Genomic DNA, 26,295 nt, shown 5'->3' with positions numbered 1-26,295 from the left:
GCCGTCAGCCTGCCTTCATGGTTTCGCGCTGGGTGGCCAGATGCATGATCCGCTCCTGCGTGGCCTCCTCCGGCGACAATTCGCCGGTGATGCGGCCCTCGCACATCACGACGATGCGATCGCTCATCCTGATCACCTCGGGAAGCTCCGAGGAAATCATGACGATCGCCTTGCCCTGGTCGGCCAGCGCGCGCAGCAGGCGGTAGATCTCGTTCTTGGCGCCGATATCGATGCCGCGGGTCGGCTCGTCGAAGAACAGGATGTCGCAATCGCGATCGAGCCATTTGGCGATCACGATCTTCTGCTGGTTGCCGCCGGAAAGCAGGCGAACCTGCTGCGACGCCGAAGGCGTGCGGATGTTCAGCATCCGGATGAAGCGGCCGGCGGTGTCGCGGATCGCGCGCTTCCTGAGCATGAACTTCATTGCAAGGTAGTTCGCGAGGTTCGACATCACGACGTTGGACTCGACGTCCATGCCGGTGGCGAGGCCGAAGCGCTTGCGGTCCTCGGAGAGATAGCCGATGCCGTGGGCGACCGCATGCGCCGGCGAGCGGATCGTCACCTTGCGATTGTCGACGAGAATATCCCCGGACGGAACGGCGTCGGCGCCGAAGATCGCGCGCGCGACCTCGGTGCGGCCGGCCCCCATCAGGCCGGCAAAGCCGAGGATCTCGCCCTTGCGCAGGGTGAAGCTGACGTCGCGGACCAGCGGCCCGCGGTTGAGCCCGCGCACCTCCAGCGCGATCGCGCCGACGGGCTGCGTGCCCGCGACGCGCGCGTCGCCCAAGGTGCGGCCCACCATCATGCCGATGATGGTCTCGATCGTGGTGGTCTCGGCCGGCACCGTCGCAACATACTCGCCGTCGCGCAGCACGGTGACGCGATCGGCGATCTGCTTCAGCTCGTCCATCTTGTGGGAGATGTAGACGATGCCGACGCCGCGTGCCTTCAAGGCGCGGATCATCTTGAACAGCTCGGCGATCTCGCGATCGTTCAGCGCGGCGGTCGGCTCGTCCATGATCAGAACGCGCGAGTTGAACGACAGCGCCTTGGCGATCTCCACCATCTGCTGCCTAGCCACCGTCAGCCCGCCGACTGTCGTGCGCGGGTCGATCGACAGATTGAGCTGGGCAAGCAGCTCGGCCGCCTGCCGGTTGAGCCGGTCCTCATCGAGCAGCAGCCCGAACGCCTTCATCGGCTCGCGCCCGATGAAGATGTTCTGCGCCACCGTGAGGTGGTTCATCAGTTGCAGCTCCTGATGAATGATCCCGATGCCGGCGGCCTGCGCCTCGCGCGGTCCTGGAAAATCGACGCTGGCGCCATCATAGAGGATCTCGCCGGAGTCCTTGCGGTAGACGCCGGCGAGGATCTTCATCAGGGTCGACTTGCCGGCGCCGTTCTCGCCCATCACGGCATGGACCTCGCCGGCGCGCAGCTCGAACCTGACATTGTGCAGCGCCCGGACGCCGGGAAAGCTCTTGCACAGGCCGTGAACGGAGATGAGCGGCGCAGTCATGCGTCAGCGTTTGTGGTGAGGGAGGTTGCGTACAATCGCCACGGGGCGGTGGTCGCGACATTGGCGACGACACCATGCACGGCGAGCGACATATCGCATCGCAAGCGCGATCACATTCATCCTCCCCGGCCCTCGCACGCATCATGTCGAACGCGTGCGAGCCCGCGTCCATTCAATGGCGCGGCGTTGGGGTCAGGCTATTCATCCGGGGATGAAAGTCTATAGGTAAAATCGACAGGCCTTGCGATGCGCCTGCAGGACGCGACCGCGGAATAGCGACGACGCGCCCGGTGGCGCGATCGAACACGTCGTGCGTTGAATTTGCGCTATCTCGACAACGACGGTGAGCCCCCCTCCCCGCAAGGGGGAGGGGAGTGCACCTTCGGCGCGGCGGAACCTCGGCTCCGACTACGCCGTGAGCTTCTCCAGCTCCTTGATGATCGCCTCGCCCATCTGCGCGGTCGAGGCCGGGGTCGAGCCTTCGGCCTTGATGTCGGCGGTGCGCAGGCCCGAGGCGAGCACGGCGGCGATGGCGGCGTCGAGCTTGTCGGCGAGCGCGCCCATGTCGAAGGAGTAGCGCAGCGCCATGCCGAACGACGTCAGCATCGCGATCGGGTTGGCGAGACCCTTGCCGGCAATGTCCGGCGCCGAGCCGTGCACCGGCTCGTACAGCGCGCGGCGCTTGTGGGTCTTGGCGTCGACCTCGCCGAGCGAGGCGGACGGCAGCATGCCGAGTGAGCCGGTCAGCATCGCCGCGATGTCCGAGAGCATGTCGCCGAACAGGTTGTCGGTGACGATGACGTCGAACATCTTCGGATACTTGACCAGATTCATGCCGCCGGAATCGGCGAGCTGGTGCTCGAGCGTGACGTCCTTGTATTCGCGATTGTGGACCGCGGTGACGACCTCGTTCCAGAGCACGCCCGACTTCATGACGTTGCGCTTCTCCATCGACGTCACCTTGTTGCGGCGCTTGCGCGCGAGGTCGAAGGCGACGCGGGCGATGCGCTCGATCTCATAGGTGTCGTAGACCTGGGTATCGACGGCGCGCTTCTGGCCGTTGCCGAGATCGGTGATGGTCTTGGGCTCGCCGAAATACACGCCGCCGGTGAGCTCGCGCACGATCATGATGTCGAGGCCCTCGACGATCTCGCGCTTCAGGCTGGAGGCATCGGCGAGCGCCGGATAGCACACGGCCGGACGCAGATTGGCGAACAGGCCGAGATCCTTGCGCAGGCGCAGCAGGCCCGCCTCGGGGCGGACCTCGTAGGGAACGCCGTCCCACTTCGGACCGCCGACGGCGCCGAAGATGATGGCATCCGCCGCCTTGGCCTTGTCCATGTCGGCTTCCGAGATCGAGGCGCCATGGGCGTCATAGGCCGCGCCGCCGACCAGACCCTCCTCGGTCTCGAACGAGGCCAGCCCCTTGGCGTTGAGCCAGCCGATCAGCCGCTTCACCTCGGCCATCACTTCGGGGCCGATGCCGTCGCCGGGCAGCAAAAGGAGCTTCTGGGTCGCCATGGTCGTTGTCCTCACGGGGCTTGTCATGCCGGGGCCTGAGCCCGGACATCCGTCATCTTTTGGTTGGATTGCCGGCTCGCCCCGATGGGTCGGGGACAGCAGCCCGGCAATGACGAGAGTTGCAAAATCGGCGGAGTGCTAAAGCGCTCCTGCGCGGTTGGCAAGCCACCATTGCCGCCGCCCGCCTTCTGTCGCGCCGGGCAAGGCTGTACTGTGCTCGAAACTGGCGGCCGAGCAGCATGATTTGCCGGATATGCGCCACGCCGGAGCATGTCTTGCCGATCTCCCGTTCCGATCCGCCGCCGGCCCACCCGGCGCTGACCAACCTCACGCTGTCGCTCGGTCCCATCATCGGTCTCGGCATCGGCCGCTTCGCCTATGCGCTGGTGCTGCCGGACATGCGCGACACGCTGCACTGGTCGTATTCGGCGGCCGGCTTCATGAACACGGTCAATGCCGCCGGCTATCTGATCGGGGCGTTGATCGCCGCGCAGACGGCCCGGCGGTTCGGCGGGCTGACCGCGGTGCGCGGCGGCACGCTGGCGGCTTTGGTCTCTCTCGTCGTCTGCGCCATGACGGGCGATTTCATTGCGCTCAGCCTGGCGCGGCTCGTGACCGGCATCGGCGCCGGCGTGGCGCTGGTGGCCGGCGGCGCGGTGGCGGCGCGGGTCGCCTTGGCGCGGCCGGCGCAGGCGAGCTTCGTGCTGAGCCTGTTCTATGCCGGGCCGCCGCTCGGCATCGTCATCTCAGGCCTGATCGCGCCGTTCGTGCTGCAGGCGTTCGGGCCCGGCTCATGGTGGATCGTGTGGGCGGTGCTCGCAGGCGCCGGCGCAATGCTGATCGTGCCGCTGCTGCTGATGCGGCTTCCAGCGAACGCCGCCATGCCGGAGACGCGCGCGGACCGCGTCTCGCTGCGGCCGATGGCGATCTATCTGTTCGGCTACTTCCTCTACGGCGCGGGCTACATCGCCTATCTCACCTTCATGATCGCCTATGTCCGCGACCTCGGCGGCGGCGCCGCGGCGCAATCCGGCTTCTGGTGCCTCATTGGCCTCGCCGGCTTCACCACGCCCTGGGTGTGGCGGCGCGTGCTGGCGCTCGATCGCGGCGGCTGGCCCACCGCCCTCATCCTCACCATCAACGCGATCGGCGCCGCCCTGCCCTCGCTCAGCCATTCGCCCGTCATGCTGACCTTGTCGGCCGCAGTGTTCGGCATCGCGTTCTCGACGGTGACGACCGCAACGACGGCCTTCGTACGCTTCAACCTGCCGCAAGCCGCTTGGCCGCGCGCGATCGCGGCGCTGACCATCTCGTTCGGCGTCGGCCAGACGTTGGGTCCGTTCGCCGTCGGCGCGATCACCGATGCGATGGGGAGCCTGACCTATGCGTTGAATGTGTCGGCGGCGCTGTTGCTGTTGGGCGCGGCAATGGCGGCGCTGCAGAGGAAGTTGAAAGCCGCCGATCGGGCCTGATCGACGGTGTCGTCCCTGCGAACGCAGGGACCCCTACCGCGGACGCTATCGAGGGATCCGGCTGGTAGTTGCCTGCCTCATCACGGCCGGTGGTTATGGGTCCCTGCGTTCGCAGGGACGACAGCGGAGATTGCGGCCGCCATCCGGGCTCGATTGGCGGGAGATCAACTCCCGCTGAACGAATTGTACCCCTGGTCCTCCCAGTAGCCGCCCTTGTAGTCGTTGGTGACTTCCATCGCGACGACGTATTTGGGGTTCTTGAAGCCGAGCTTGGTGGGCACGCGGATCTTCATCGGGTAGCCGTAGGCGCGCGGCAGGATCTGGTCGGCGAACTTGAAGGTCATCTGGGTCTGCGGATGCAGCGCGGTGCGCATGTCCAAAGGCGAGTTGTAGCCGTCCTTGTCGGCGCAGTTGAACCAGACATATTTCGCACGCGTGTCCGCGCCGATCAGCTTGAGGAAGTCGCGCAGCGGCGTGCCGGTCCAGGAGCCGATCGCGCTCCAGCCCTCGACGCAGATGTGGCGCGTGATCTGCGTCACCTGGGGCAGCGCCTGCAGCTCATCCAGCGTCCACGACTTCTTGTTGTCGACGAGGCCGCGCACCTCGAGCTTCCAGTCGGCGGCGTCGATCTCCGGCGCCTCGTCGAGCGTGTAGTAGGCATTGAACGGGAACGGCTTGGTGATCGCGCTCTCCGGGAAGGTCGGCGCCAGCGCATCCGGATTGAACATCCAGGCCTGCACCGCGTCGTTGAACTTCGAGACCTTCTTGAGCAGCTCCTCGGCGGTGTCGCCGTCGACGACGTCGCAACCGGCGAGCAAGGTCAGCGCGCCGAGGCTGGCGCCGCCGGTGATGAAGCGGCGCCGCGTGAGATCGGGCATCACCTTCAGCGAGTCCTTGATCAGGAGCCGCTTGTCGACGCCGGGAGTGAGGAACGGACGTTTCGCCATGGTTGTCTCTCCTCTCAGCGGCCGATGATCATCGCGCGCAGGCTCTTCGGCACCAGCAGCGCGAGCAGGATGTGGATCACCAGGAAGGCGCAGATCAGCGCCATGCAGACGAAATGGACGTAGCGCGCCGCCGGATAGTCGCCGAACAGGCTCACCAGCCAGTGCAGCTGCACCGGCTTCCACATCGACAGGCCCGTGAGCACGACGACGATGCCGACGCAGATGATGCCGAGATAGAGCAGCTTCTGCACCGCGTTGTAGACGGTGAGGTCGTCATGGGCGAGCTTGAAGGTCAGCGCGGCCTTGAGGTCGGCGATGACGGACGCCGGCGAGATCGGCAGCAGCTTGCGGCGGAACCGGCCGGTGGCGAGACCGGTGACGAGATAGGCAAGGCCGTTCAGCATCAGCAGCCACATTGCCGCGAAGTGCCACAGCAGCGCGCCGCCGAGCCAGCCGCCGAGCGTGAAGCTGCGGTCGAAGCGGAAGTCGAACAGCGGCGAGGCATTGTAGATCTGCCAGCCCGACATGATCATCATGATCATCGCGACGGCGTTGATCCAATGCATGACGCGCACCCAGGCCGGCTGAACGACCTTGGTCGCGACTCCGGTTACAGGTCCCCCGGTCGCCGCGAGGGTCGAAGGGGCGCTGGTGGTGGCGCTCGTCATGGCGGTCGGCTCCGTCGCTTGCACTTACGTCGCTTGCATTCGTCACGCCAATTATACGCCGGCTCGGCGGGCTCCGTTACACCGCGGCGCCGATCAAAACGATACGCAGAAACTATCGCGTTCACAAAAAAGCGAGCCGGGGGGTGGCCCGGCTCGCTCCTGGTCACATCCGCGAGGAGGAGGAGGAAGAAACGGATGTGTCCGGTGTCGGGCCGGGCCTCAGGACGCCGGCATCAGCACGGTGTCGACCACGTGGATGACGCCGTTCGACTGGTTGACGTTCGGGATCGTCACCATCGAGGTGCCGCCCTTGGCGTCGACGATCATGACGTTCTTGCCCTCGCGCTTGACGGTGAGCTGCTCGCCCTCGACCGTCTTCAGCATCTGGCCGTCCTTCAGGTCGGACGCCTCGAGCTTGCCGGGCACGACGTGATAGGTGAGGATCTTGGTCAGCGTCGCCTTGTTCTCCGGCTTGACGAGGCTGTCGACGGTGCCGGCCGGCAGCTTGCCGAACGCGGTATTGGTCGGCGCGAACACCGTGAACGGTCCCTTGCCTTCCAGCGTCGGCACGAGGCCGGCGGCCTTCACCGCGGCGACCAGCGTCGTATGATCCTTCGAGTTGACCGCGTTCTGCACGATGTTCTTGGACGGATACATCGCCGCGCCTCCGACCATCACGGTCTTCTCCTCGGCGCTGGCGGGCGCGACAAAGGTCGAGGTCAGCGACAGCGCGCTGAAGGCGGCGGCAGCGAGAAAGGCAATGCGCTTGGACATGGGTAGCTCCCTATGAAAGGCGGCGGCAGAGCCGCGTGATGAGTTCGACTGCGACACCGATGCTGATCTTGAGCGGATGCGCTCTTGCGTCGTGTCAGGCCGAGCTACGCCGCGTTCGGAAGCGAGTTTCGGCGCATAATTTAACGTGATCCGTGAAACCTGCGGCGATCGAGATCGTCTCGCCGACTCATTGAACGAGATCCGCGCCGCAATGTCGCAGCCTGCTGCGAACTGATCAGCTCTCTGTCGGTCATTGGCCGACGCCGATGACCGATCATCGTCGCCATTAACTACAATGCGAGCCGAGCCCGGCCGAACCTGCCGAAAACATTGCGAGTAAGACTTTCTTAAGGTTGATTGGTCGGCACGGCGCCGGCTGCGGGAAGGGGATGTCCCGCACTGTCCGGCGCGATCGGCGGGGGTTTCCTACAGTGAACAGAACGATCTGGATTGCGGGGTTCTGCCTCGTGATAATCTGCTGCTTGCTTGCAACGAAGATGGTGCTTGCCGCGGTATCGCCCGGCGACATCGCGGGCGAAGCGACGTCGTCGCTGATCCGCGAGCCCATTCCCGGCGTTGATACGTTGAACGAGTCCGATCGCAGTTTCGAAACACCGCCGCTCGATCTCAACGAAGGCGCACGGCTGCCGCTGCTCTCGCGGGCCGTGCGCGCGGAGGGACGTGGTGCGTCGGCTGCCCGCCGCGCCAAGCCGGCCAGCAAGTCGACCGTGCTGCGGCCGGCCAAGCGCGAGGCCGCGCCGGTGAAGAGCGCGGCGGCGCCGTGCCGGCAGCTCGATCCGATCGCCCGCTTCCTTGCGTCGGCCAAGATCGGGCCGCGCTGCCAGGCTTGATGAATTGCGGCGTCAGGCCGAGACCGCCGTCACCACCTGCGCCAGCAATTGCTCGCGCCGCGTCTGCGAGCGCTGGCCCTTCATGGTGGCGGCGAAGCGTTCGAGGATGCCGTCCTCGAACGCCGTGACGATGGTGTCGTGCACGTAGCTCTTGCGGCAGATCGCCGGCGTGTTGGTGAGCTCGTCGGCGGCGGCGCGGATCGCTTCCAGGATCTGCTTCTTGCGGCCGCGCGCGCTCGCCGCCGGCGTGATCCGCGACAAGGTCTCCAGCGCCACGGCGGAGGCCATCAGCGTGCGGAAATCCTTCAGCGAGATCTTGATGCCGGCGATCTCGCGCAGGAAGGCGTTGACCTGTGTGGTCGAGACCGCGCGCACCACGCCCTGGGCGTCGCGGTATTGGAACATGCGACGGCCGGGCACGCCGCGCAAAATGCCGACGGCCCGCACCAGCTTGGCGGCGTCGCATTCCTTGCGCACGGCCTTGCCGCCCTTGGCCTTGAAGGTCAGCACCAGGGAGTCATCCTCGAGCGTGACGTTCGACTTCAACAGTGTGGTGGCGCCGCGCGTGCCGTTCAGCCGGGCATAGGACTCGTTGCCGGGGCGAATGGCCGTGCGCGCGATCAGCTCGATGACAGCAGCGAGCGCGAACTCGCGCGTCGGCTGGTCGCCGGCGAGATGTTTCGACACCGCGCGACGGATGCGCGGCAGCGCGCCGACCAGCTTGGCGAGGCGATGCGCCTTGCGATGCTCGCGCACCTTCTCCCAGTCGGCGTGATAGCGGTATTGCAGCCGGCCGGCGGCATCGACGCCAACCGCCTGCAGATGCAGGTTCGGATCGGGGGCGTAGCGCACCTCGCGATAGGCCGGCGGCACCGCCATCGCATGCAGGCGGCGGATGGTGCCGGCGTGGCGGATCGGGGTGCCGTTGGCGCGGATGAAGGTATAGCTCTTGCCCCGCCTGATGCGGCGGATGGTCAGCGCGGTCTGGTCGCCGAGCTTCAGCCCGATGCGCTTGGCGAGCTCCTCGACCGAGGTCTTGGCATTGCCTTGCGCGTCGGCGGTCTTGGCGTGGGCCAGATCCTTCAAGCTCAGCTTGCGGCGCGGCGGCTTGGGCGGCCACTGGCCCAGCGCTTTCGCGAGCGCGACCTCGGGATCGGCCGGGCCGACCCGCGGGCTCTCGAAATTCTGCTGGTCCATCATTGCTTTAGACGCCCTGCCGTCGTTTTCATCCGCTCAATGCCCCGGAGTCCGGTTTGGTTCCGGCCGGGTTATCCACAGCTTCAAGGCGATTTAGGGCGTGACGGGCCGGATAGCGAGTCCCTAATTTTGGGCAAAGCGGTTTCAAAATACCGGTACCCGCCCCGATTCCGGGTAACCTTGATGCTGCAGACTGTAGCGATCTCCGAGGCGCGGCCGGCGCACGCAACCTCCGCGCACAATTCTTTGATCCTGCTCAGACCGCCTCCCCGCCGAAGGTCCTACTTGTCTTGCCTTGTCGCCGCCGGTTACGCGGACGCATAGTGGGAACAACGATGGCCTGCGCGGGATCGACGGCAGGCCGCATGTGGAGGGTGTGAAATGTCCGAGAAGATCTACGATGTTCCGGCCGAGTGGGCGAAACGCGCCTTTGTCGACGACGCGAAGTACCAGGAGATGTACGCGCGCTCGATCAAGGACCCCAACGGCTTCTGGGCCGAGCAGGCCAGGCGCGTCGATTGGGTCAAGGCGCCGACGAGAATCGAGAACGTCTCCTACGCACCCGGCAACATCTCGATCAAATGGTTCGAGGACGGCGTCCTCAACGCCGCCTATAACTGCATCGACCGCCATCTCGCCACCCGCGGCGACCAGACCGCGATCATCTGGGAAGGCGACGACCCCTCGCAGTCGAAGCACATCACCTATCGCGAGCTGCACGACGAGGTGTGCAGGATGGCCAACATCCTGCGCAACCGCAACGTCAAGAAGGGCGACCGCGTCACCATCTATCTGCCGATGATCCCGGAGGCCGCCTATGCGATGCTGGCCTGCGCCCGCATCGGCGCCATCCACTCGGTGGTGTTCGCCGGCTTCTCGCCGGACTCGCTCGCCCAGCGCATCAAGGACTGCGATTCCAAGATCATCATCACCGCCGACGAGGGCCTGCGCGGCGGCCGCAAGGTGCCGCTCAAGGCCAATGTCGACGCAGCGCTGAACAAGGTCGGCAATGTCGACTGGGTCGTCGTGGTCAAGCGCACCGGCGGCAAGATCGAGATGAATCCGAGCCGCGACCTCTGGTACCACGAGGCCGCCGAGATGGTGACCACCGAATGCCCGTGCGAGCCGATGAATGCGGAGGATCCGCTGTTCATCCTCTACACCTCAGGCTCGACCGGCCAGCCCAAGGGCGTGCTGCACACCACCGGCGGCTATCTCGTCTACGCCGCGATGACGCATCAATACGTGTTCGACTATCACGAGGGCGACGTCTACTGGTGCACCGCCGACGTCGGCTGGGTCACCGGTCACAGCTACATCCTCTATGGGCCGCTGGCCAATGGCGCCGTCACGCTGATGTTCGAAGGCGTGCCGAACTATCCGGACAATTCGCGGTTCTGGAACGTCATCGACAAGCACAAGGTCAACATCTTCTACACCGCGCCGACCGCGATCCGCGCGCTGATGCAGGGCGGCGACGCGCCGGTGAAGAAGACCTCGCGCGCGTCTCTGCGCCTGCTCGGCTCGGTCGGCGAGCCGATCAATCCGGAAGCCTGGGAGTGGTATCACCGCGTCGTCGGCGACGACCGCTGCCCGATCGTCGACACCTGGTGGCAGACCGAGACCGGCGGCATCCTGATCACGCCGCTGCCGGGCGCGACCAGACTGAAGCCGGGCTCCGCGACGCGGCCGTTCTTCGGCGTCGTGCCCGAGATCGTCGATGCCGACGGCAAGACGCTGGAAGGCGCGACCGAGGGCAATCTCTGCCTCACCCGGTCCTGGCCGGGCCAGATGCGCACGGTGTATGGCGACCATGCCCGGTTCGAGATGACCTACTTCTCGACCTACAAGGGCAAGTACTTCACCGGCGACGGCTGTCGCCGCGACGCCGACGGCTATTACTGGATCACCGGCCGCGTCGACGACGTCATCAACGTCTCCGGCCACCGCATGGGAACGGCCGAGGTGGAAAGCGCGCTGGTTGCCCATCCCAAGGTGTCGGAAGCCGCCGTGGTCGGCTATCCCCACGACATCAAGGGCCAGGGCATCTACGCCTATGTCACCCTGATGGCCGGCGAGCAGCCGACCGAGGAGCTGCGCAAGGAGCTCGTTGCCTGGGTGCGCAAGGAGATCGGCCCGATCGCCTCGCCCGACCAGATCCAGTTCGCCCCCGGCCTGCCCAAGACCCGCTCCGGCAAGATCATGCGCCGCATCCTGCGCAAGATCGCCGAGGACGAGCCGGGCGCGCTGGGCGACACCTCGACCCTTGCCGATCCCGGCGTGGTCGATGATCTCGTCCAGCACCGGCAGAACCGCAAGGAGAAGCAGGCGTAAGCACGCCGTGCCCCGCGGGCGCGAAGCGCGTTCGCCGCAATCGTCAAGTCTCATCGCACTCCCGCGGCTGATTCCGCGGGAGTGTTGTTTTCAGGTCATTTACTCGCAGACGGAGTTTTCCTTTCCTCATGCGATCTGCGTGCTCCCGGCCGGGGAGCAGGCGCCGCGGAACCGGCTGAGGGGTGACCATGCGGACTGGAGCGGTCAGGCTGACAATGAAGGCGGCGATGCTGGCCGCGTCGGTGATCGGAACCATGGTCACGACGGCCGGCTCTGCGTCGGCTCGTCCCGAGTTGGTGGCCGTCGCCGGCGACTTTTCGCCGGGCACGATCGTCGTGAGGACCGGCGAGCGGAAACTCTATCTCGTGCTCGATGGCAGCCACGCCTTGCGCTACACGGTCGGCGTCGGCAAGGCCGGCCGGCAATGGGCCGGCACCACCAAGATCGACGGCAAGTACAAGAATCCGGCCTGGGCTCCGCCCGCCGACGTCAAGCGCGACAAGCCGGAGCTGCCGGACGTCATTCCCGGCGGCTCGCCGCGCAATCCGATGGGCGTTGCCGCCTTGACGCTCGCCGGCGGCGAATATGCGATCCACGGCACCAACGTGCCGAATTCGGTGGGCGGCTATGTCTCGTATGGCTGCATCCGCATGCTCAACCCGGATATCACCGACCTCTACGAGCGCGTGTCGATCGGCACGACGGTGGTGGTCACGCGCTGAGTCACCGTTGCGATACGGGAGTGCGGCGAACGCGGGACCGGCAAGCCCGGCGCCGAACAACGAAAGCCGAGCGCGGACATCCCGTCAGAAGTCCGAGATGATTCCCTTTTTCTCCCAGTCGCCGTAACGGGTCGGCTCCGGCCCTTTCGGCCCCTGCAACTCCGTCGGCATCGGCTTCGTCTGTTGTGCTGCCAGTCGGCGGCGTTCCTCAGCCTCGGCCAGCGCGCGCTGCGCGGCCGGCGTCAGCGGCTTGCGCGGCGACTCATTGCTGGCGACCACGGCCAAAGCGGCCTTGCCCTTCGGCTCACTCCTGGGCTCATTCTCGGGCTCGTTGCTCATCGTACCATTCCACCATTGAACCGGTTCGTTCCCGACCTCATCAGATCGTGTGCCCACCCATGAAAAAACAGGGCTAATAAAAGCAGAGCCGATTCTTACATTTGGCATATTCCGGTGACAGAGGACCCGCAAGCTGATGGCATGCACCCGATGGTCGCGGAACTGCCTTTCTTCTTTCGCGAGTAATTCCCAGGCATGCCTCCGCCGCGTTTTGCGACCCCTTCCGAAGTCCCAGGCCTGGCGGCACGGCGCATCGCCGCCGACGTGGTCGACGGCGTGCTGCACAAGCATCGCACCCTCGACGATCAGCTCGACGGGACCGGCGCACATCCCGGACTGAAGCATCTGGCCGACCGCGACCGCGCGCTGATGCGCCGGCTGGTCGCCACCACCTTGCGGCGGCTTGGAACGCTCGGTCACGTGCTGTCGCGGCTGCTGGATCGCGGCGTGCCGACCGACGCGCCGCGGGCGCAGAGCGCGCTGCTGATCGGCGCCGCCCAGATCCTCTGGATGGACGTTCCTGACCACGCTGCCGTCGACCTCTCCGTCCGCCTGGTGCAGGCCGACCGCCGCGCAGCGAAATATGCCGGGCTCGTCAACGCGGTGCTGCGGCGCTGCGCGCGCGAGGGCGCAACCCTGCTCGACGATGCCGCCGGTCAGCCGCTCGACATCGCGCCCTGGCTGCTCAAGCGCTGGATCGATCATTATGGCGAAGCGACCGCCAGGGACATCGCCGCGGCGCTCGGCCAGGAGCCGTCGCTCGACCTCACGGTGAAGTCGGACCCGGCGCAATGGGCGTCGCGGCTGCATGGCGAGGTGCTGTCGACCGGCACCGTGCGCACCGTGCTGCATGGTTCGGTGACGGTGCTGCCGGGCTTCGCCGAGGGACAATGGTGGGTGCAGGACGCCGCCGCCGCCTTGCCTGCGCGCCTGCTCGGCGACATCAGCGGCAAGGCCGTCGCCGACCTCTGCGCGGCGCCAGGCGGCAAGACGGCTCAGCTCGCCCATGCCGGCGCCCGCGTCACCGCGGTCGACCGGTCGCCGGCCCGGATGAACCGGCTGAAGGACAACATGACCCGGCTGCAGCTGACCGCCGAGACGGTCGTGGCCGACGCCGCCGAATGGCAGCCCGCCGACAGCGGCGGCTTCGACGGCCTGCTGCTCGATGCGCCCTGCACCTCGACCGGCACGATTCGGCGTCATCCCGACGTCGGCTGGTTGCGCAGCGAGGCCGACATCGCCGCGTTGTCGGGCTTGCAGGCGCGGCTGTTGACCAGGGCGGGCAGCCTGATCAAGCCGGGCGGAACCCTGGTCTACTGCACCTGTTCGCTGGAGCCCGAGGAGGGCGAGCAGGTGGTCGAGCGCGTGCTGGCCCAAACCACCGAGCTGCGCCGCGTCCCCGTCACCGCCGGCGAGGTGGCGGGACTGGCAGAGCTGGTCACCCCGGCCGGCGACTTGCGCACGCTGCCCTGCCATTTGCCGCACCAGGACCCCCGGCTCGGCGGTCTCGATGGTTTTTATGCGGCGAGACTGGAGCGGCGGCCGTGAGCGTGTCATCGTGCGCCGTGCGCCGGCCCTGCGTCGGCCGGGCTTTAAGGGCGTCGGCGTTGCGTTAGTCCGTTAAATCCTGATTTTGCACCAGATTCTGGTCCCGCGATGGTGCTGCACCGGGGCCAAAAATGGTGTATCGGCGGCAGTTGCGATCTATGAAGGATGCGCAACCGAATCCCCCTCTGAATCCAAGGCTTGGCGTGTCCGCCGCTCAACGCAGACGCATATCGACGCTGGTGATGGGCCGCTTTGCGCGCAGCCTGATGTCCAACGTCAGCGGTGTATCGGTATCCGTGTCCGGGTTGTGGCCCGGTCGCGCCGACCGACTCATCATTGCGCCGCATGACCTGCGCACGTCGGACGCGACGCGGGCGGCCGAGATCTACGCCGGCCGCTTCGTCTTCGCCGGCAAGATCGTGACCTGCCATGGCCGCTCGATCTTCGACCTGGAGCCGCCGTCCGAGGACTGGGAGGTGGCCCTGCTCGGCTTCGGCTGGCTGCGACATCTGCGCGCAGCCGACACCGCGCTGACCCGCGCCAATGCCCGTGCTCTGGTCGACGACTGGATCACCAACCAGATCGGCCGCCATCCGCTGAGCCGGCGCGCCGACGTGCTGGCGCGGCGGGTGATCTCGCTGCTGTCGCAGGCGCCGCTGGTGCTGGCCGATTCCGACGGCAAGTTCTACCGCCGCTATCTGCGCGGGCTGACCCGCGAGATCCGCTATCTGCGCTATTCGACGATCGACATCCCGGATGGCGCGCCGCGGCTGCAGGTGCTGATCGCACTGTGTTACGCCGCGCTGTGCCTCGCCAACCAGGCCAAGCACATCCGCAGCGCGACCCGGAAACTCTCCGACGAATTGCAGCGGCAGATCCTGCCCGATGGCGGCCACGTCTCGCGCAACCCGGGCGCGCTGATCGAATTGCTGATCGACCTGCTGCCGCTGCGGCAGACGTTTGCGGCCCGCAACATCGCCCCGCCGCCGGCGCTGCTCAACGCCATCGACCGCATGATGCCGATGCTGCGCTTCTTCCGCCACGGCGACGGCAACATGGCGCTGTTCAATGGCATGGGCGGCACCCCGTCCGACCTGCTGGCGACCCTGCTCGCCTACGACGACACCCACGGCACGCCGATGGCGAGCATGCCGCATTCCGGTTTCCAGCGGCTCGATGCCGGACCGATGACGGTGATCGTCGATACCGGTCCGCCGCCGCCACCGCATCTGAGCCATGAGGCCCATGCCGGCTGCCTCGCCTTCGAGATGTCCTCCGGACCGTGCCGCATCGTGATCAATTGCGGCATGCCGTCGACCGGTCGCGATAATTGGCGCGCCTTCGCGCGCAGCACGGTGGCGCATTCGACGCTGACCTACCACAACACCTCGTCCTGCACCTTCGTCGAGATGTCGGCGATGAAGCGCCTGCTGCACGGCGCGCCGATCGTATCGGGTCCGACGCGGGTCGAGAACTTCCGCGAGATCGTGCCCGACGGCACCGTGCTGTCGACCTCGCACAACGGCTACGCGGCGAAATTCGGCCTGATCCATCGTCGCGTGCTGGTGGCGGCCGAGGACGGCTCGCGGCTCGACGGCGAGGACACCGTGACGCCGGCGCAGGGCGCGCGGCTTCGCGGCGGCGGATCGGACTACGCGCTGCGCTTCCACCTGCACCCGGCCGTCAAGGCCAGCCGGCTCAGCGACGGCCGCGGCGCCATGCTGGTGCTGCCCAATCGCGAGGTCTGGACGTTCGAGACGTTCGACGATCGCGTCGACCTCGAGGACAGCGTGTTTCTCGCCGGCAATGACGGTCCGCGCCGCACCACGCAACTGGTGATCCGGCAGGACGCGCAGCAGGCCCCGTCGATCCGCTGGAGCTTCGTCCGCTCGTCGACGTCCCCGACCGAGACCAACGGGCGCCGCAACGGGCGGAGAGAGCCTGAGCTGCCGCTGTAACACCCTGGCTCTCGCTTCTCAGATCATCTCACATCACCGTCCGTCGAGACGTCCGCCTTCGGCGGGCCCTCGGAACGCGGCCGACGTTCGGGCGGCTCATCGTGAGACGTGCGGCCAAGGTGATCGTTCGATCGCCCACCCGTTGTCGCGGGCGGCAAAAGCTGATATGAGGCCCGCTCTCGCGCGACTGGCGACTTTGGATGGAGCACCATCGGGGAGCGCGGGATTTGACGCCGTGCGCCTGGGCATTTTGAACTCCTGCACAAGGACTCTGCCCATGACCAATCAGCTTCGTCGCGTTCACCGTGCCCTGCTTTCCGTATCCGACAAGACCGGCCTGGTCGACTTCGCCCGCTCGCTCGCCGCGCGCGGCATCGAGCTGGTCTCGACCGGCGGCACCGCCAAGGCGATTGCCGATGCCGGCCTCAAGGTGAAGGACGTCTCCGACCTCACCGGCTTTCCCGAGATGATGGACGGCCGCGTCAAGACGCTGCATCCGAAGGTGCATGGCGGACTGCTCGCGATCCGCGGCAATGATGAGCATGCCGAGGCGATGAAGACCCACGGCATCGCGCCGATCGATCTGCTCGTCGTCAATCTCTACCCGTTCGAGGCCACGGTCGAACGCGGCGCCCCGTTCAACGACTGCATCGAGAACATCGACATCGGCGGCCCGGCGATGATCCGCGCGGCGTCGAAGAACCACGAGGACGTCGCCGTCGTCGTCGACGTCAACGACTATCACGCCGTGCTGGACGACCTGGCGCGGCATGAGGGTTCGACCACGCTGCTGCTGCGCCGCCGGCTTGCCGCCAAGGCCTATGCGCGCACCGCCGCCTATGATGCCGCGATCTCCAACTGGTTCGCCGCCACCATCCAGAACGACGCGCCCGATTACCGCGCCTTCGGTGGCAAGCTGATCCAGTCGCTGCGCTATGGCGAGAACCCGCACCAGCACGCCGCGTTCTACGCGCTGCCCGGCCGCCGTCCCGGCGTCGCCACCGCGCGCCAGCTGCAAGGCAAGGAGCTGTCCTACAACAACATCAACGACACCGACGCGGCCTATGAGTGCATCGCCGAGTTCGACCCGGCGCGCACCGCCGCCTGTGTCATCGTCAAGCACGCCAATCCCTGCGGTGTCGCCGAAGGGCCCGATCTCGTCACCGCCTACCAGAAGGCGCTGGCCTGTGACTCGACCTCGGCGTTCGGCGGGATCATCGCGATGAACCGCAAGCTCGATGCCGCCACGGCGCACGCGATCACCGGCATCTTCACCGAGGTGATCATCGCGCCCGACGCGACCGAGGAGGCGATCGCGGTGATCGCAGCGCGCAAGAAGCTGCGGCTGCTGCTCGCCGGCGCCCTGCCCGATCCGCGCGAAGCCGGCCTCACCGCCAAGACCGTGGCCGGCGGCCTGCTGGTGCAGAGCCGCGACAATGCTGTCGTCGATGACATGGAGCTGAAGGTGGTGACCAAGCGCGCCCCCACCGAAGCCGAGCTGCGCGACCTGCGCTTCGCCTTCCGCGTCGCCAAGCATGTCAAGTCGAACACCATCGTCTACGCCAAGGAGTCGGCGACAGTCGGCATCGGCGCGGGACAGATGAGCCGGGTCGATTCGGCGCGCATCGCCGCGCGCAAGGCGCTGGATGCGGCCAGCGCGCTCAAGCTCGCCGAGCCGCTGACCAAGGGATCGGTGGTCGCCTCCGACGCGTTCTTTCCGTTCGCCGACGGCATGCTCGCCTGCATCGAGGCCGGCGCCACCGCGGTCATTCAGCCCGGCGGCTCCGTGAAGGACGACGAGGTCATCAAGGCGGCCGACGAGCACGGCATCGCCATGGTGCTGACCGGCGTGCGGCACTTCCGGCACTGATTGCGCCCACAATCTCCGCCGTCATTCCGGGATGCGCCGCAAGGCGCAGGCCCGGAATCCATAACCACGATCGTGAGTATGGATTCCGGGCTCGCCCTGCGGGCGCCCCGGAATGACGGCGGAGCAAGTTTCAGGCGCCCTGCCCCGCACGACCACCTGCATTCACCCGCGCCAGCAACACTAGCCCCACCGCAAAGAACAGCACCAGCACGGCCATGCCCGCCTTCTGGCTCGCGGTGGCCGCGGTGATGATGCCGATCAGCAGCGGGCCGATGAACGACGTCACCTTGCCGGTGAGCGCGAACAGACCGAAATACTGCGCCACGCGCTCCTTCGGCACCATGCGGATCAGCAGCGAGCGCGAGGCCGCCTGCAGCGGCGCGCCGCAGGCGCCGATGACGCAGCCGAGCAAGAGATAGGCGCGCTCCGGCAGCGAGGCGAACAGCGGGCCGCCCGGCACGGCCGGCGTAACCGAAATGAACAGAACCGAATCACGGCTCACCATGAGAATCGCGATGATCGCGAGCAGCAGCAGCGTCATGCTGCCGGCGATCACGCGCTTCGGCCCGAGAAAGTCATCCAGCTTGCCGCCGAGCCAGCCGCCAAACGCGCCGGCGGCGGCGAGGATGATGCCGAAGGTGCCGATCTGGATCGTGTTCCAGCCGAACGTGCCGGCGGCATAGATGCCGCCGAAAGCGAACAGCGACACCAGCCCATCGGTGTAGATCATGTTGGCGAGGAGAAAGAGCGCAACGTCGCGCTGCTGCGGCAGGCTGCGCAGCGTCTGCTTCAGTTGACCAAGCCCCTCGCCCACCGCCGCGCGCAGCCGGTGCCGCGCCGGAAAGTCCGGTGTGAACAGGAACATCGGCAATACGAACACGATGAACCAGAGCCCGGTGAGCGGACCGGAGATGCGGTCGCCTTCATGGCTCACGGGATCGAGCCCGAACAGCGGCTTGAATCCAAACAGCGTGCGGCCGCTGTCGGGATTGGCGGCGAGAAAGCCGAGCACGATGACGAGCGAGAGGATGCCGCCGACATAGCCGGTGGCCCATCCGGTGCCGGACAGCCGGCCGATGCGTTCCGGCGGCACCAGGGTCGGCATCATCGCGTTGTTGAACACGGTGGCGAACTCGACACCGATGGTGGCGATCACATAGGCCGCGAGCAGCGGCGGGATCAGCTCGGGCGCGCCGGGACGCCCGATCCACATCAGCGAGGCGCCGATCACCAGCATCGCGCCGAACGCCGCGATCCACGGCTTGCGGCGCCCGGTGGCATCGGCGATGGCGCCGAACACCGGTGACAGCAGCGCGATGACGATGCCGGCCGCGGCGGTCGCAAAGCCCCACAGCGCCTGGCCGCTCGCCGCGTCCGGCGCGACATGCGCCGCGAAATAGGGCGCGAAGACGAAGGTCGTGATCAGCGTGAAGTAGGGCTGCGCCGCCCAATCGAAGAAGATCCAGCTGACGACGGCCGCGCGCCCGGGATAGATTCGGCCGTCGGCAGGACCAGAGGTCTCGATCGTGATGACGGCCATTCGAAAATCCTCTGCAATCACAGCGTCGCATCTCGCGACGATCACGGCGTTGCGTTTTACGCCGGCGACGCGGCCCTATAACATCTGACGATCCCAGGCGGATGTCAGCAACGGCAGAATTGCGATGACCACGTTCACGATTGATCGACGACGGCTCCTTGCGGGTTTCATGCTGTTGCTGGCCGGCTGCCTGCCCGCGCGGGCGCTGGATTCGCAAACCTTCGATATCCCGCAGCCCCCCGGTATCACCGCGCCGGCGCAGCCGCCCGCACATGGCATGGTGGTGGCGCAGGAGCGGATCGCGGCCGAAGTCGGCCAGCGCATCCTTGCGCTGGGCGGCAACGCGGTCGATGCCGCCGTTGCCACCGGCTTTGCGATGGCCGTCACCTATCCCGTTGCCGGCAACATCGGCGGCGGCGGCTTCATGGTCATCCACATCGCCAGGACCAACGAGGACGTGGCGATCGACTATCGCGAGACCGGTCCCGCCGCGATCACGCGCGACATCTTCCTCGGCGCCGATGGCAAGCCCGACAACGTCAAGTCGCGCGATTCGGCGCTGTCGATCGGCGTCCCCGGATCGGTGGCAGGTCTCGCGCTGGCGCTGGAGAAATACGGCTCGGGCAAGTTCACGCTGGCGCAGGTGCTGCATCCGGCGATCGTGCTGGCGCGCGACGGCATCCCCGTCGCCGACGACGTTGCCGTCACCCTGCCGATGATGGCGCCGCGGCTGGCAAAATGGAAATCATCGGCCGCGATCTTCATCCGTCCCGATGGCACGGTGCTGAGGGAAGGAGACCGGCTGATCCAGCGCGATCTGGCGGCGACGCTCACCGCCATTGCCGAGCAGGGCCCGCGCGGATTTTATGAAGGGCCGGTCGCCGACCAGCTCGCCAAGGCGATCCAGGATGCCGGCGGCATCATGACAGCGGACGATCTCAAGGCCTACCAGCCGGTGCTGCGCACGCCGGTGCGCGGCACCTATCGCGGCTATGACATCGTGTCGATGCCGCTGCCGTCCTCGGGCGGCACCGTGCTGGTCGAGATGCTGAACATCCTCGAGGGCTTTCCGCTCGCTGAGCTGAAGCAGGGCTCGCCCGCCTCGCTGCATCTGCTGATCGAGGCGATGAAGCGCGCCTATGCCGACCGCGCGCGCTATCTCGGCGACCCCGCCTTCGTCGACGCGCCGGTGCGCGCGATGCTGTCGAAGGACTATGCCGCGCGCCAGCGCGCCGGGATCGATCCCGCGCACGCCACCAGCGCCGGCGACGTGCTCAACACCACGCCGCTGCGGGAGGGCAGCAACACCACGCATTTTTCGGTCGTCGACAATGACGGAAATGCCGTCAGCAACACCTACACGCTGAACTTCCCCTATGGCGTCGGCCTCGTCGCCGAGGGCACCGGCGTGCTGCTCAACAACGAGCTCGACGATTTCACCGCCGCGCCCGGCGCCTCGAATGCCTTCGGCCTGGTCGGCTTCGAGGCCAATCTGCCAGGCCCCGGCAAGCGGCCGCTGTCGTCGATGTCGCCGACCATCGTGCTGAAGGACGGCAAGCCCGTGCTCGTCACCGGCTCGCCGGGCGGCAGCCGCATCATCTCGACCGTGCTGCAGGTGATCGTCAACGTGCTCGACTATCGGATAGACGTCCGCCAGGCCGTCACCGCGCCTCGCCTGCATCACCAATGGATGCCCGACGAGGTCCGAATCGAGAAGGGTTTTGCCGAGGACGTGCTCGCCGGTCTGCGCGCCCGAGGTCACAAGCTCGAGGAGCCGATGGGACGGACCTCGGCCAACTCCATCCTGGTGACGTCGGATGGATTCGTCGGCGCGCCGGATCCGCGCAGCAAGGGCTCCACCGCAGCCGGGCGCTGAGGCGCCGGTTCCCAGGCGATGTCGGACATCGCGGCCCCGGATGACGATTTGCCGCCGCCCGGCGGGGCCCTGCACGCGCTTCCCTCCGTTGGCGTGGTGACCGAGGCGCGTTAGAAGCATACCAGGGCGCAGCGAGGCTCGCCCGCGAGACGGTGTCGGACGTTCTGGTGCATTTGCGAAGATTCGTGGTCGGTCTGCTGGTGTTTGCGGCCCTGCTGGTGGCGGGGTGGCTCACCTATCGGCCTGACCGGGCGCTGCGCGTCGCGACCAGCGCGGTCGCCGAGATGATCTGCGCCAAGACCTACGTCTCCGGCTTCGATCCGCAAACGGTGTTTGCGGAGACCATGGAACGGCCCGGTCTGCGCCGGCTGCGGGCCGTGATGCGCTACCGGGTGGAGCCCGACATGCGCATGGTGGAGGCGTCGCTGCTCGGCCTGCACGCCACCCGGGCCACGTATCATGACGGTCTCGGTTGCGTGACGCTCCAGGGCCAGAAGCCGCCTTACGTGCCTCACACCGACGTCGCTGCGCTGCGTGCCGCGGCGCCCGCTCCCGCGTTGCCCGACTTGGCGGAAGGCGCTGCAGTGGAGCCCGGCGATCCCGCGCTGAAGGCGGCGCTCGATCACGCCTTCGAGGAGCCGGCCAACCCGCCGTTCCGCCGCACCAAGGCGGTCGTCGTTGTCAAGGACGGTCGCCTGATCGCGGAGCGCTATGCGCCGAACATCAGCGTCGATACGCCGCTCTTAGGCTTCTCGATGACCAAGACGGTCACCAATGCGCTGCTGGGCATCCTCACCCGGCAGGGCAGACTGAGCCCGTCGGTCCCGGCGCCGGTCGCGGAATGGCGCGAAGCCGGAGATCCGCGCCACGACATCACCATCGAGCAGCTGATGCGCATGACATCAGGCCTGGCGCTGGACGAGACCAATTCCGGCTTCGACCCGTCGAGCCAGATGGACATCCACCGCGACATGGCGGCGTTCGCGGTGCATGCGCCGCTGATCGCGCCGCCCGGCCAGCGCTGGGCCTATTCGAGCGCGAGCACCCAGATCCTGGCACGCATCATCCGCGATGCCGCCGGCGGTCCCGAGCAGGCGATCGAACTCGCGTGGCGCGAGCTGTTCCATCCGCTCGGCATGCGCAGCGCGACGCTGCAGTTCGACGGCACCGGCACGCTGCAAGGTTACGGCAACATGCTGGCGAGCGCGCGCGACTGGGCGAAGCTGGGGCTGCTCTATCTCGGTGACGGCGTCGCCGGGGACAAGCGCATCCTGCCCGAGGGCTGGGTGGCGATGTCGGCGACCGCAACGCTGGACACCGACTATGGCGCGGGACTGTGGACGAACCGCAGCCAGCATTTTCACGCGCTGGGACGGGCGCGCGCCGGCATCCCGGCCGACGCGTTCTTCGCCTTCGGCCTGCTCGGCCAGCGGCTCGTGATCATGCCGAGCCAGCGCATAGTGGTGGTCCGGCTCGGCGATTCCGTGGATCCAGACGGCGACATCAAAGGCGTCGCCCGGCTGGTGCGCGAGGTGATTGCGGCGACCGCGGCGCCGGCGACGGCCGCCAAATAGCGCTCAGCGGCCGACCTCGTAGGGCCCGCCCTTCTCCAGCGCGATCTTGTAGGCCGGCCGTGCCTCGATGCGGGCGAGGAAATCCATCGCCCGCGGATGGCCCTGCTCCAGGCCGCCGCGCGATGCCGCCGCCTGCAGCGGGAAGCTCATCTGGATGTCGGCCGCGGTGAACGAATCGCCCGCAAACCACTCGCTCTTCTGCAGCTCGCTTTCCCAGAACGCCATGTGCTGCTTCAACTGCGGATTGACCAGCGTGCTCAAGGCCTGGTTCGACACCTTGCGCACGATCGGGCGCAGCAGCGCCGGCGCGCGCTTCGGCATGATGTTGAACAGCAGCTTCAGCAGCAGCAGCGGCATCGCCGAGCCCTCGGCGTAGTGCAGCCAGTACGAATAGCGCAGCCGCTCCGGCGTCTTCGGCGGCGGGACCAGCCGTCCCTCGCCATAGGTCTCGATCAGATATTCGACGATCGCGCCGGACTCCGCGACCGTGTTGCCGTCGTCGGTGATGACGGGCGACTTGCCGAGCGGATGGATGGCGCGCAGCTCCTTGGGCGCGCGCATGTCCGGCTGGCGCTCGTAGCGAATGATCTCGTAGGGCACGCCGAGCTCCTCGAGCAGCCAGAGCACGCGTTGCGAGCGGGAATTGTTGAGGTGGTGAACGGTCAGCATGGGGTTCCCAGGGACGGATCGGGTGGCGGGCGCCGTTCCGTAGCAGGACAGGATGGGTTCGGCGAGGCGTCCTCGGCACTGGAGGCGGCCACAATAATTATCCGGGTAATATTGACTTTAATTTCACCCGGGTCTTATTAGGCGCATCACAGGGACCAAGCCATGGACACTTTCACCGCGTTTGCCGGCCAGACCTGGGTCGCCGCCGGGCCCCTGCCCAAGGTGGCGCTGGTGCTGAAACACGCCGCGCCGAACACCGAGCCGATCGTGATCTTCAACGACCGCACCGGGCAGCCGATCGACATCGATCTGCGCGGCAGCGACCGGGAGATCCTGGCGCGCCTGCCGGTCGACGCCGGCGCGGTCGCAGACCAGCCGACGAGCGGGCCGCGCGGCCGCGGCCGGCCGAAGCTCGGGGTCGTCGCCCGCGAGGTCACCTTGCTGCCGCAGCACTGGGACTGGCTGAACGCGCAGCCGGGCGGCGCCTCGGTGGCACTGCGTAAGCTGGTCCACGACGCCCGCCGCGTCAGCGGCGACACCGACCGCGCCCGCGAGGCGCGTGACGCGGCCTATCACTTCATGTCGGGGATCGGCAGCAACCTGCCGCAATTCGAGGAGGCCTCCCGGGCGCTGTTCGCCGGCGATCTCGGCCGCTTCGCCGCGCTGATCGCGAACTGGCCGGCCGACATCCGCGACCATGCGGTGGCGCTCGCGCATCGCCACAGGGCCGATTGAGATCGGCTGATTTCAACAGCCAGCGAGAGCGGCCGTTCGCGGCGGCTCTCATTCCAATTCCTCGCAACGCGACCGTACTCCGAATGAAGAGCGGTCGACGGAGAACCATGCCGTGTCGTCGCCAACCGCCTCGCTGCGCAAGCCGTTCCTGATGTTCGTCGTCCCGATGATGCTGAGCAACACCCTGCAATCGCTGTTTGGCACCATCAACAATGTCTATCTCGGCCAGATGATCGGCGTCGATGCGCTCGCCGCGGTCTCGGTGTTCTTCCCGGCGATGTTCTTCTTCGTCTCCTTCGTCATGGGCCTCGGCTCGGGCGCCGGCGTTCTGATCGGACAGGCCTGGGGCGCCGGCGAGCCCGCCAAGGTGAAGCAGGTCGCCGGCACGACGCTGACCATTGCGCTGCTGCTCGGCTGCCTGATCGCGGTGCTCGGCGGCCTGTTCAGCCGCGAATTGCTGACCGCGCTCGCCACGCCCGCCAACATCCTCGATGCGGCCGCGGGCTATGCCCGCATCATGATGATCACGATGCCGCTGACCTTCGCCTACATCCTGCTGTCGTCGCAGATGCGCGGCGTCGGCGACACCGTGACGCCGCTGGCCTCGCTCGCCGCATCGACGACGCTCGGGCTGGTGCTCACCCCGGTGTTCATCCGCGGCTGGCTCGGCGCGCCCGTCCTCGGCGTCGCCAGCGCCGCCTGGGCGTCGACGATCTCGACCCTGACCACGCTGGCCTGGCTCCACGTTCATCTGCGCCGGCGCAAGCATCCGCTGGCGATCGATGCGGCCTTCCTGCAGGGCATGCTGCCTGATCCGAAGCTGCTGCGGGCGGTGCTGCGGCTCGGCATCCCCGCCGCGATCGGCATGATCGTGATGTCCTTGGCCGAGATGGTGCTGATCGGCCTCGTCAACGGCTTCGGCTCGGACGCGACGGCGGCCTATGGCGCGGTCAACCAGGTGCTGGGCTATGTGCAGTTTCCGGCGCTGTCGATCGCGATCTCGGTCTCGATCTTCGGCGCCCAGGCGATCGGCCGCGGCCAGGCCGAGCAGATCGGCGACATCGTGCGGACGGGCATCGAGATGAACGTGGTGCTGACCGGCGGCCTGGTCGCGATCGGCTATCTGTTCTCACGGGTGCTGATGGGTTTCTTCATCACCGACCCTGCCGTCATCGAGGTGGCGCAGCATTCGCTGCATATCGTGCTGTGGAGCTCCGTGCTGTTCGGCATGTCCATCACGTTCTCGTCGGCGATGCGCGCCTCCGGGACGGTGTGGATGCCGCTGGCGATCTCGGCGTTTGCGATCGCCGCGATCGAGGTGCCCGCCGCCACCTGGCTCAGCCGCAGCATCGGGCTCGACGGCGTCTGGCTCGCCTATCCCATCACGTTCGCCGCGATGATGCTGCTGCAGATGAGCTATTATCTCCTGGTATGGCGCAAGCGGACGGTGCGCCGGATGATCTGACGCACCACCGGCGTCTTCCGGCCGCTGGAATATGATGACCGTCATAAAACCCTGGACGGGGCTGCTGCGCTGGACCACAATGCGAAAAACCGAGGAGACCGCCCATGAGCCGTCCAGCGCCAGAATTCATGTTCGACTTCGGCAGTCCCAACGCCTATCTGAGCCACGAGGCGATCCCGGCGATCGTGAAGCGGATCGGCGTCCAGTTCTACTATGTCCCGGTGCTGCTCGGCGGCATCTTCAAGGCGACCAACAACAAGTCGCCCGCCGAGTCGCTCGCCGGCATCAAGAACAAGCGTGAGTTCCACGAGGTCGAGACGCAGCGCTTCCTCAAGCGCTACCACGTGCAGCCCTGGCTCTGGAATCCGTACTTCCCGGTGAATACGCTGAACTTGATGCGCGCGGCCATCGCCGCCCAGCTCGAGGGCGTGTTCGAGGCCTATGTCGACGCGGCGTTCCACCACATGTGGCGCGAGCCGAAGAAGATGGACGATCCCGAGATCGCGATCGCCGCGATCACATCGTCCGGGCTCGACGGGGCCAGGCTGTTCGCCCGCGCCCAGGAGCCCGAGGTCAAGGCGAAGCTCGTGGAGAACACCCAGCGCGCCGTCGAGCGCGGCGCATTCGGTTCGCCGACCTTTTTCGTCGGCAACGAGATGTTCTTCGGCAAGGAACAGCTGCGCGACGTCGAGGACTACATCCTAGGCAGGTAATCGCCG

Annotated in this window: 21 protein-coding genes and 1 riboswitch; of the genes, 12 read left to right on the top strand and 9 right to left on the bottom strand. The window is 67.0% G+C overall.

Annotated features, from left to right (window positions below):
• Positions 1 to 4: 4 nt before the first annotated feature.
• Both ACQR0W_RS26455 and leuB read right to left on the bottom strand, forming a co-directional pair.
• Positions 5 to 1,516: a sugar ABC transporter ATP-binding protein gene (locus ACQR0W_RS26455; RefSeq protein ID WP_434840882.1), complete on the bottom strand. Its 1,512-nt coding sequence runs from the start codon at positions 1,514 to 1,516 to the stop codon at positions 5 to 7.
• Positions 1,517 to 1,924: 408 nt separating this feature from the next.
• A complete protein-coding gene (gene leuB, locus ACQR0W_RS26450; RefSeq protein WP_316169956.1) occupies positions 1,925 to 3,037 on the bottom strand; it encodes a 3-isopropylmalate dehydrogenase in 1,113 nt (370 codons plus the stop codon).
• Between the two features lie 275 nt (positions 3,038 to 3,312).
• On the opposite strand from leuB, the gene ACQR0W_RS26445 reads away from it, so the two are divergent.
• Positions 3,313 to 4,509, top strand: coding sequence for a YbfB/YjiJ family MFS transporter (locus ACQR0W_RS26445; RefSeq protein WP_316169957.1), 1,197 nt, complete (start codon positions 3,313 to 3,315; stop codon positions 4,507 to 4,509).
• A 164-nt stretch (positions 4,510 to 4,673) separates the two neighbouring features.
• Here ACQR0W_RS26445 and ACQR0W_RS26440 read toward each other — a convergent pair whose 3' ends face one another.
• The 3 genes from ACQR0W_RS26440 to ACQR0W_RS26430 all read right to left on the bottom strand — a co-directional run bounded on the left by ACQR0W_RS26440 (position 4,674) and on the right by ACQR0W_RS26430 (position 6,898).
• A complete protein-coding gene (locus tag ACQR0W_RS26440) occupies positions 4,674 to 5,456 on the bottom strand; it encodes a molybdopterin-dependent oxidoreductase (RefSeq protein WP_316169958.1) in 783 nt (260 codons plus the stop codon).
• 14 nt (positions 5,457 to 5,470) lie between these two features.
• Positions 5,471 to 6,124: a cytochrome b/b6 domain-containing protein gene (locus ACQR0W_RS26435; RefSeq protein ID WP_316169959.1), complete on the bottom strand. Its 654-nt coding sequence runs from the start codon at positions 6,122 to 6,124 to the stop codon at positions 5,471 to 5,473.
• 219 nt (positions 6,125 to 6,343) lie between these two features.
• Positions 6,344 to 6,898 carry a fasciclin domain-containing protein gene (locus ACQR0W_RS26430; RefSeq protein ID WP_315715875.1) on the bottom strand — a complete coding sequence of 185 codons (555 nt, stop codon included), beginning with the start codon at positions 6,896 to 6,898 and terminating at the stop codon, positions 6,344 to 6,346.
• A gap of 482 nt (positions 6,899 to 7,380) precedes the next feature.
• Here ACQR0W_RS26430 and ACQR0W_RS26425 point away from each other — a divergent pair, with 482 nt between their 5' ends.
• On the top strand, positions 7,381 to 7,749 hold the full coding sequence (locus ACQR0W_RS26425) for a hypothetical protein (RefSeq protein ID WP_316167795.1): 369 nt from the start codon (positions 7,381 to 7,383) through the stop codon (positions 7,747 to 7,749).
• A 12-nt stretch (positions 7,750 to 7,761) separates the two neighbouring features.
• Here the strand turns inward: ACQR0W_RS26425 and ACQR0W_RS26420 are convergent, their stop codons facing one another.
• Entirely contained in the window at positions 7,762 to 8,949 is a 1,188-nt protein-coding gene (locus ACQR0W_RS26420; protein WP_315750595.1) for a DNA topoisomerase IB, read from the bottom strand.
• Positions 8,950 to 9,327: 378 nt separating this feature from the next.
• Here ACQR0W_RS26420 and acs point away from each other — a divergent pair, with 378 nt between their 5' ends.
• Together acs and ACQR0W_RS26410 are read left to right on the top strand one after the other, a co-directional pair.
• On the top strand, positions 9,328 to 11,280 hold the full coding sequence (gene acs / locus ACQR0W_RS26415) for an acetate--CoA ligase (protein WP_315750594.1): 1,953 nt from the start codon (positions 9,328 to 9,330) through the stop codon (positions 11,278 to 11,280).
• 227 nt (positions 11,281 to 11,507) lie between these two features.
• A complete protein-coding gene (locus ACQR0W_RS26410; RefSeq protein ID WP_409998633.1) occupies positions 11,508 to 12,002 on the top strand; it encodes a L,D-transpeptidase in 495 nt (164 codons plus the stop codon).
• An 84-nt stretch (positions 12,003 to 12,086) separates the two neighbouring features.
• Here the strand turns inward: ACQR0W_RS26410 and ACQR0W_RS26405 are convergent, their stop codons facing one another.
• Positions 12,087 to 12,281 carry a DUF1674 domain-containing protein gene (locus ACQR0W_RS26405; protein ID WP_315825830.1) on the bottom strand — a complete coding sequence of 65 codons (195 nt, stop codon included), beginning with the start codon at positions 12,279 to 12,281 and terminating at the stop codon, positions 12,087 to 12,089.
• Between the two features lie 255 nt (positions 12,282 to 12,536).
• On the opposite strand from ACQR0W_RS26405, the gene ACQR0W_RS26400 reads away from it, so the two are divergent.
• From ACQR0W_RS26400 to purH, 3 genes are all read left to right on the top strand, one after another.
• A complete protein-coding gene (locus tag ACQR0W_RS26400) occupies positions 12,537 to 13,889 on the top strand; it encodes an RsmB/NOP family class I SAM-dependent RNA methyltransferase (protein ID WP_316169960.1) in 1,353 nt (450 codons plus the stop codon).
• Between the two features lie 242 nt (positions 13,890 to 14,131).
• Entirely contained in the window at positions 14,132 to 15,847 is a 1,716-nt protein-coding gene (locus tag ACQR0W_RS26395; protein ID WP_315825829.1) for a heparinase II/III family protein, read from the top strand.
• A gap of 173 nt (positions 15,848 to 16,020) precedes the next feature.
• A riboswitch (ZMP/ZTP riboswitch) is annotated at positions 16,021 to 16,101 on the top strand.
• Between the two features lie 23 nt (positions 16,102 to 16,124).
• On the top strand, positions 16,125 to 17,717 hold the full coding sequence (gene purH / locus ACQR0W_RS26390) for a bifunctional phosphoribosylaminoimidazolecarboxamide formyltransferase/IMP cyclohydrolase (RefSeq protein ID WP_315825747.1): 1,593 nt from the start codon (positions 16,125 to 16,127) through the stop codon (positions 17,715 to 17,717).
• Between the two features lie 130 nt (positions 17,718 to 17,847).
• Here the strand turns inward: purH and ACQR0W_RS26385 are convergent, their stop codons facing one another.
• Positions 17,848 to 19,257, bottom strand: a complete 1,410-nt coding sequence (locus tag ACQR0W_RS26385; RefSeq protein ID WP_316169961.1) for an MFS transporter — start codon at positions 19,255 to 19,257, stop codon at positions 17,848 to 17,850.
• A 169-nt stretch (positions 19,258 to 19,426) separates the two neighbouring features.
• Between ACQR0W_RS26385 and ggt the strand changes: the two genes are divergently transcribed.
• The gene (gene ggt / locus ACQR0W_RS26380; protein WP_316170086.1) at positions 19,427 to 21,133 is read left to right on the top strand and encodes a gamma-glutamyltransferase; all 1,707 of its coding nucleotides are present in this window, start codon (positions 19,427 to 19,429) and stop codon (positions 21,131 to 21,133) included.
• Between the two features lie 167 nt (positions 21,134 to 21,300).
• Complete coding sequence (locus ACQR0W_RS26375) at positions 21,301 to 22,707, top strand: serine hydrolase domain-containing protein (RefSeq protein ID WP_316169962.1); 1,407 nt, start codon at positions 21,301 to 21,303, stop codon at positions 22,705 to 22,707.
• Positions 22,708 to 22,710: 3 nt separating this feature from the next.
• Here ACQR0W_RS26375 and ACQR0W_RS26370 read toward each other — a convergent pair whose 3' ends face one another.
• Positions 22,711 to 23,376: a glutathione S-transferase family protein gene (locus ACQR0W_RS26370; RefSeq protein WP_316169963.1), complete on the bottom strand. Its 666-nt coding sequence runs from the start codon at positions 23,374 to 23,376 to the stop codon at positions 22,711 to 22,713.
• 162 nt (positions 23,377 to 23,538) lie between these two features.
• On the opposite strand from ACQR0W_RS26370, the gene ACQR0W_RS26365 reads away from it, so the two are divergent.
• The 3 genes from ACQR0W_RS26365 to ACQR0W_RS26355 all read left to right on the top strand — a co-directional run bounded on the left by ACQR0W_RS26365 (position 23,539) and on the right by ACQR0W_RS26355 (position 26,289).
• Positions 23,539 to 24,111 carry a DUF2239 family protein gene (locus tag ACQR0W_RS26365; protein ID WP_316169964.1) on the top strand — a complete coding sequence of 191 codons (573 nt, stop codon included), beginning with the start codon at positions 23,539 to 23,541 and terminating at the stop codon, positions 24,109 to 24,111.
• Positions 24,112 to 24,262: 151 nt separating this feature from the next.
• Complete coding sequence (locus ACQR0W_RS26360; protein ID WP_316170087.1) at positions 24,263 to 25,576, top strand: MATE family efflux transporter; 1,314 nt, start codon at positions 24,263 to 24,265, stop codon at positions 25,574 to 25,576.
• A gap of 104 nt (positions 25,577 to 25,680) precedes the next feature.
• Positions 25,681 to 26,289 (top strand): 2-hydroxychromene-2-carboxylate isomerase, encoded by a 609-nt coding sequence (locus ACQR0W_RS26355; protein WP_316169965.1) that lies wholly within the window; start codon positions 25,681 to 25,683, stop codon positions 26,287 to 26,289.
• The last annotated feature ends 6 nt before the right edge of the window (positions 26,290 to 26,295 follow it).

It is taken from the genome of Bradyrhizobium sp. HKCCYLRH1034 (assembly GCF_051168375.1).
Classification (GTDB): Bacteria; Pseudomonadota; Alphaproteobacteria; order Rhizobiales; family Xanthobacteraceae; genus Bradyrhizobium.
The sequence above is the reverse complement of the archived record's forward strand: the minus strand, read 5'-3'. Positions and strand labels throughout refer to the sequence as shown.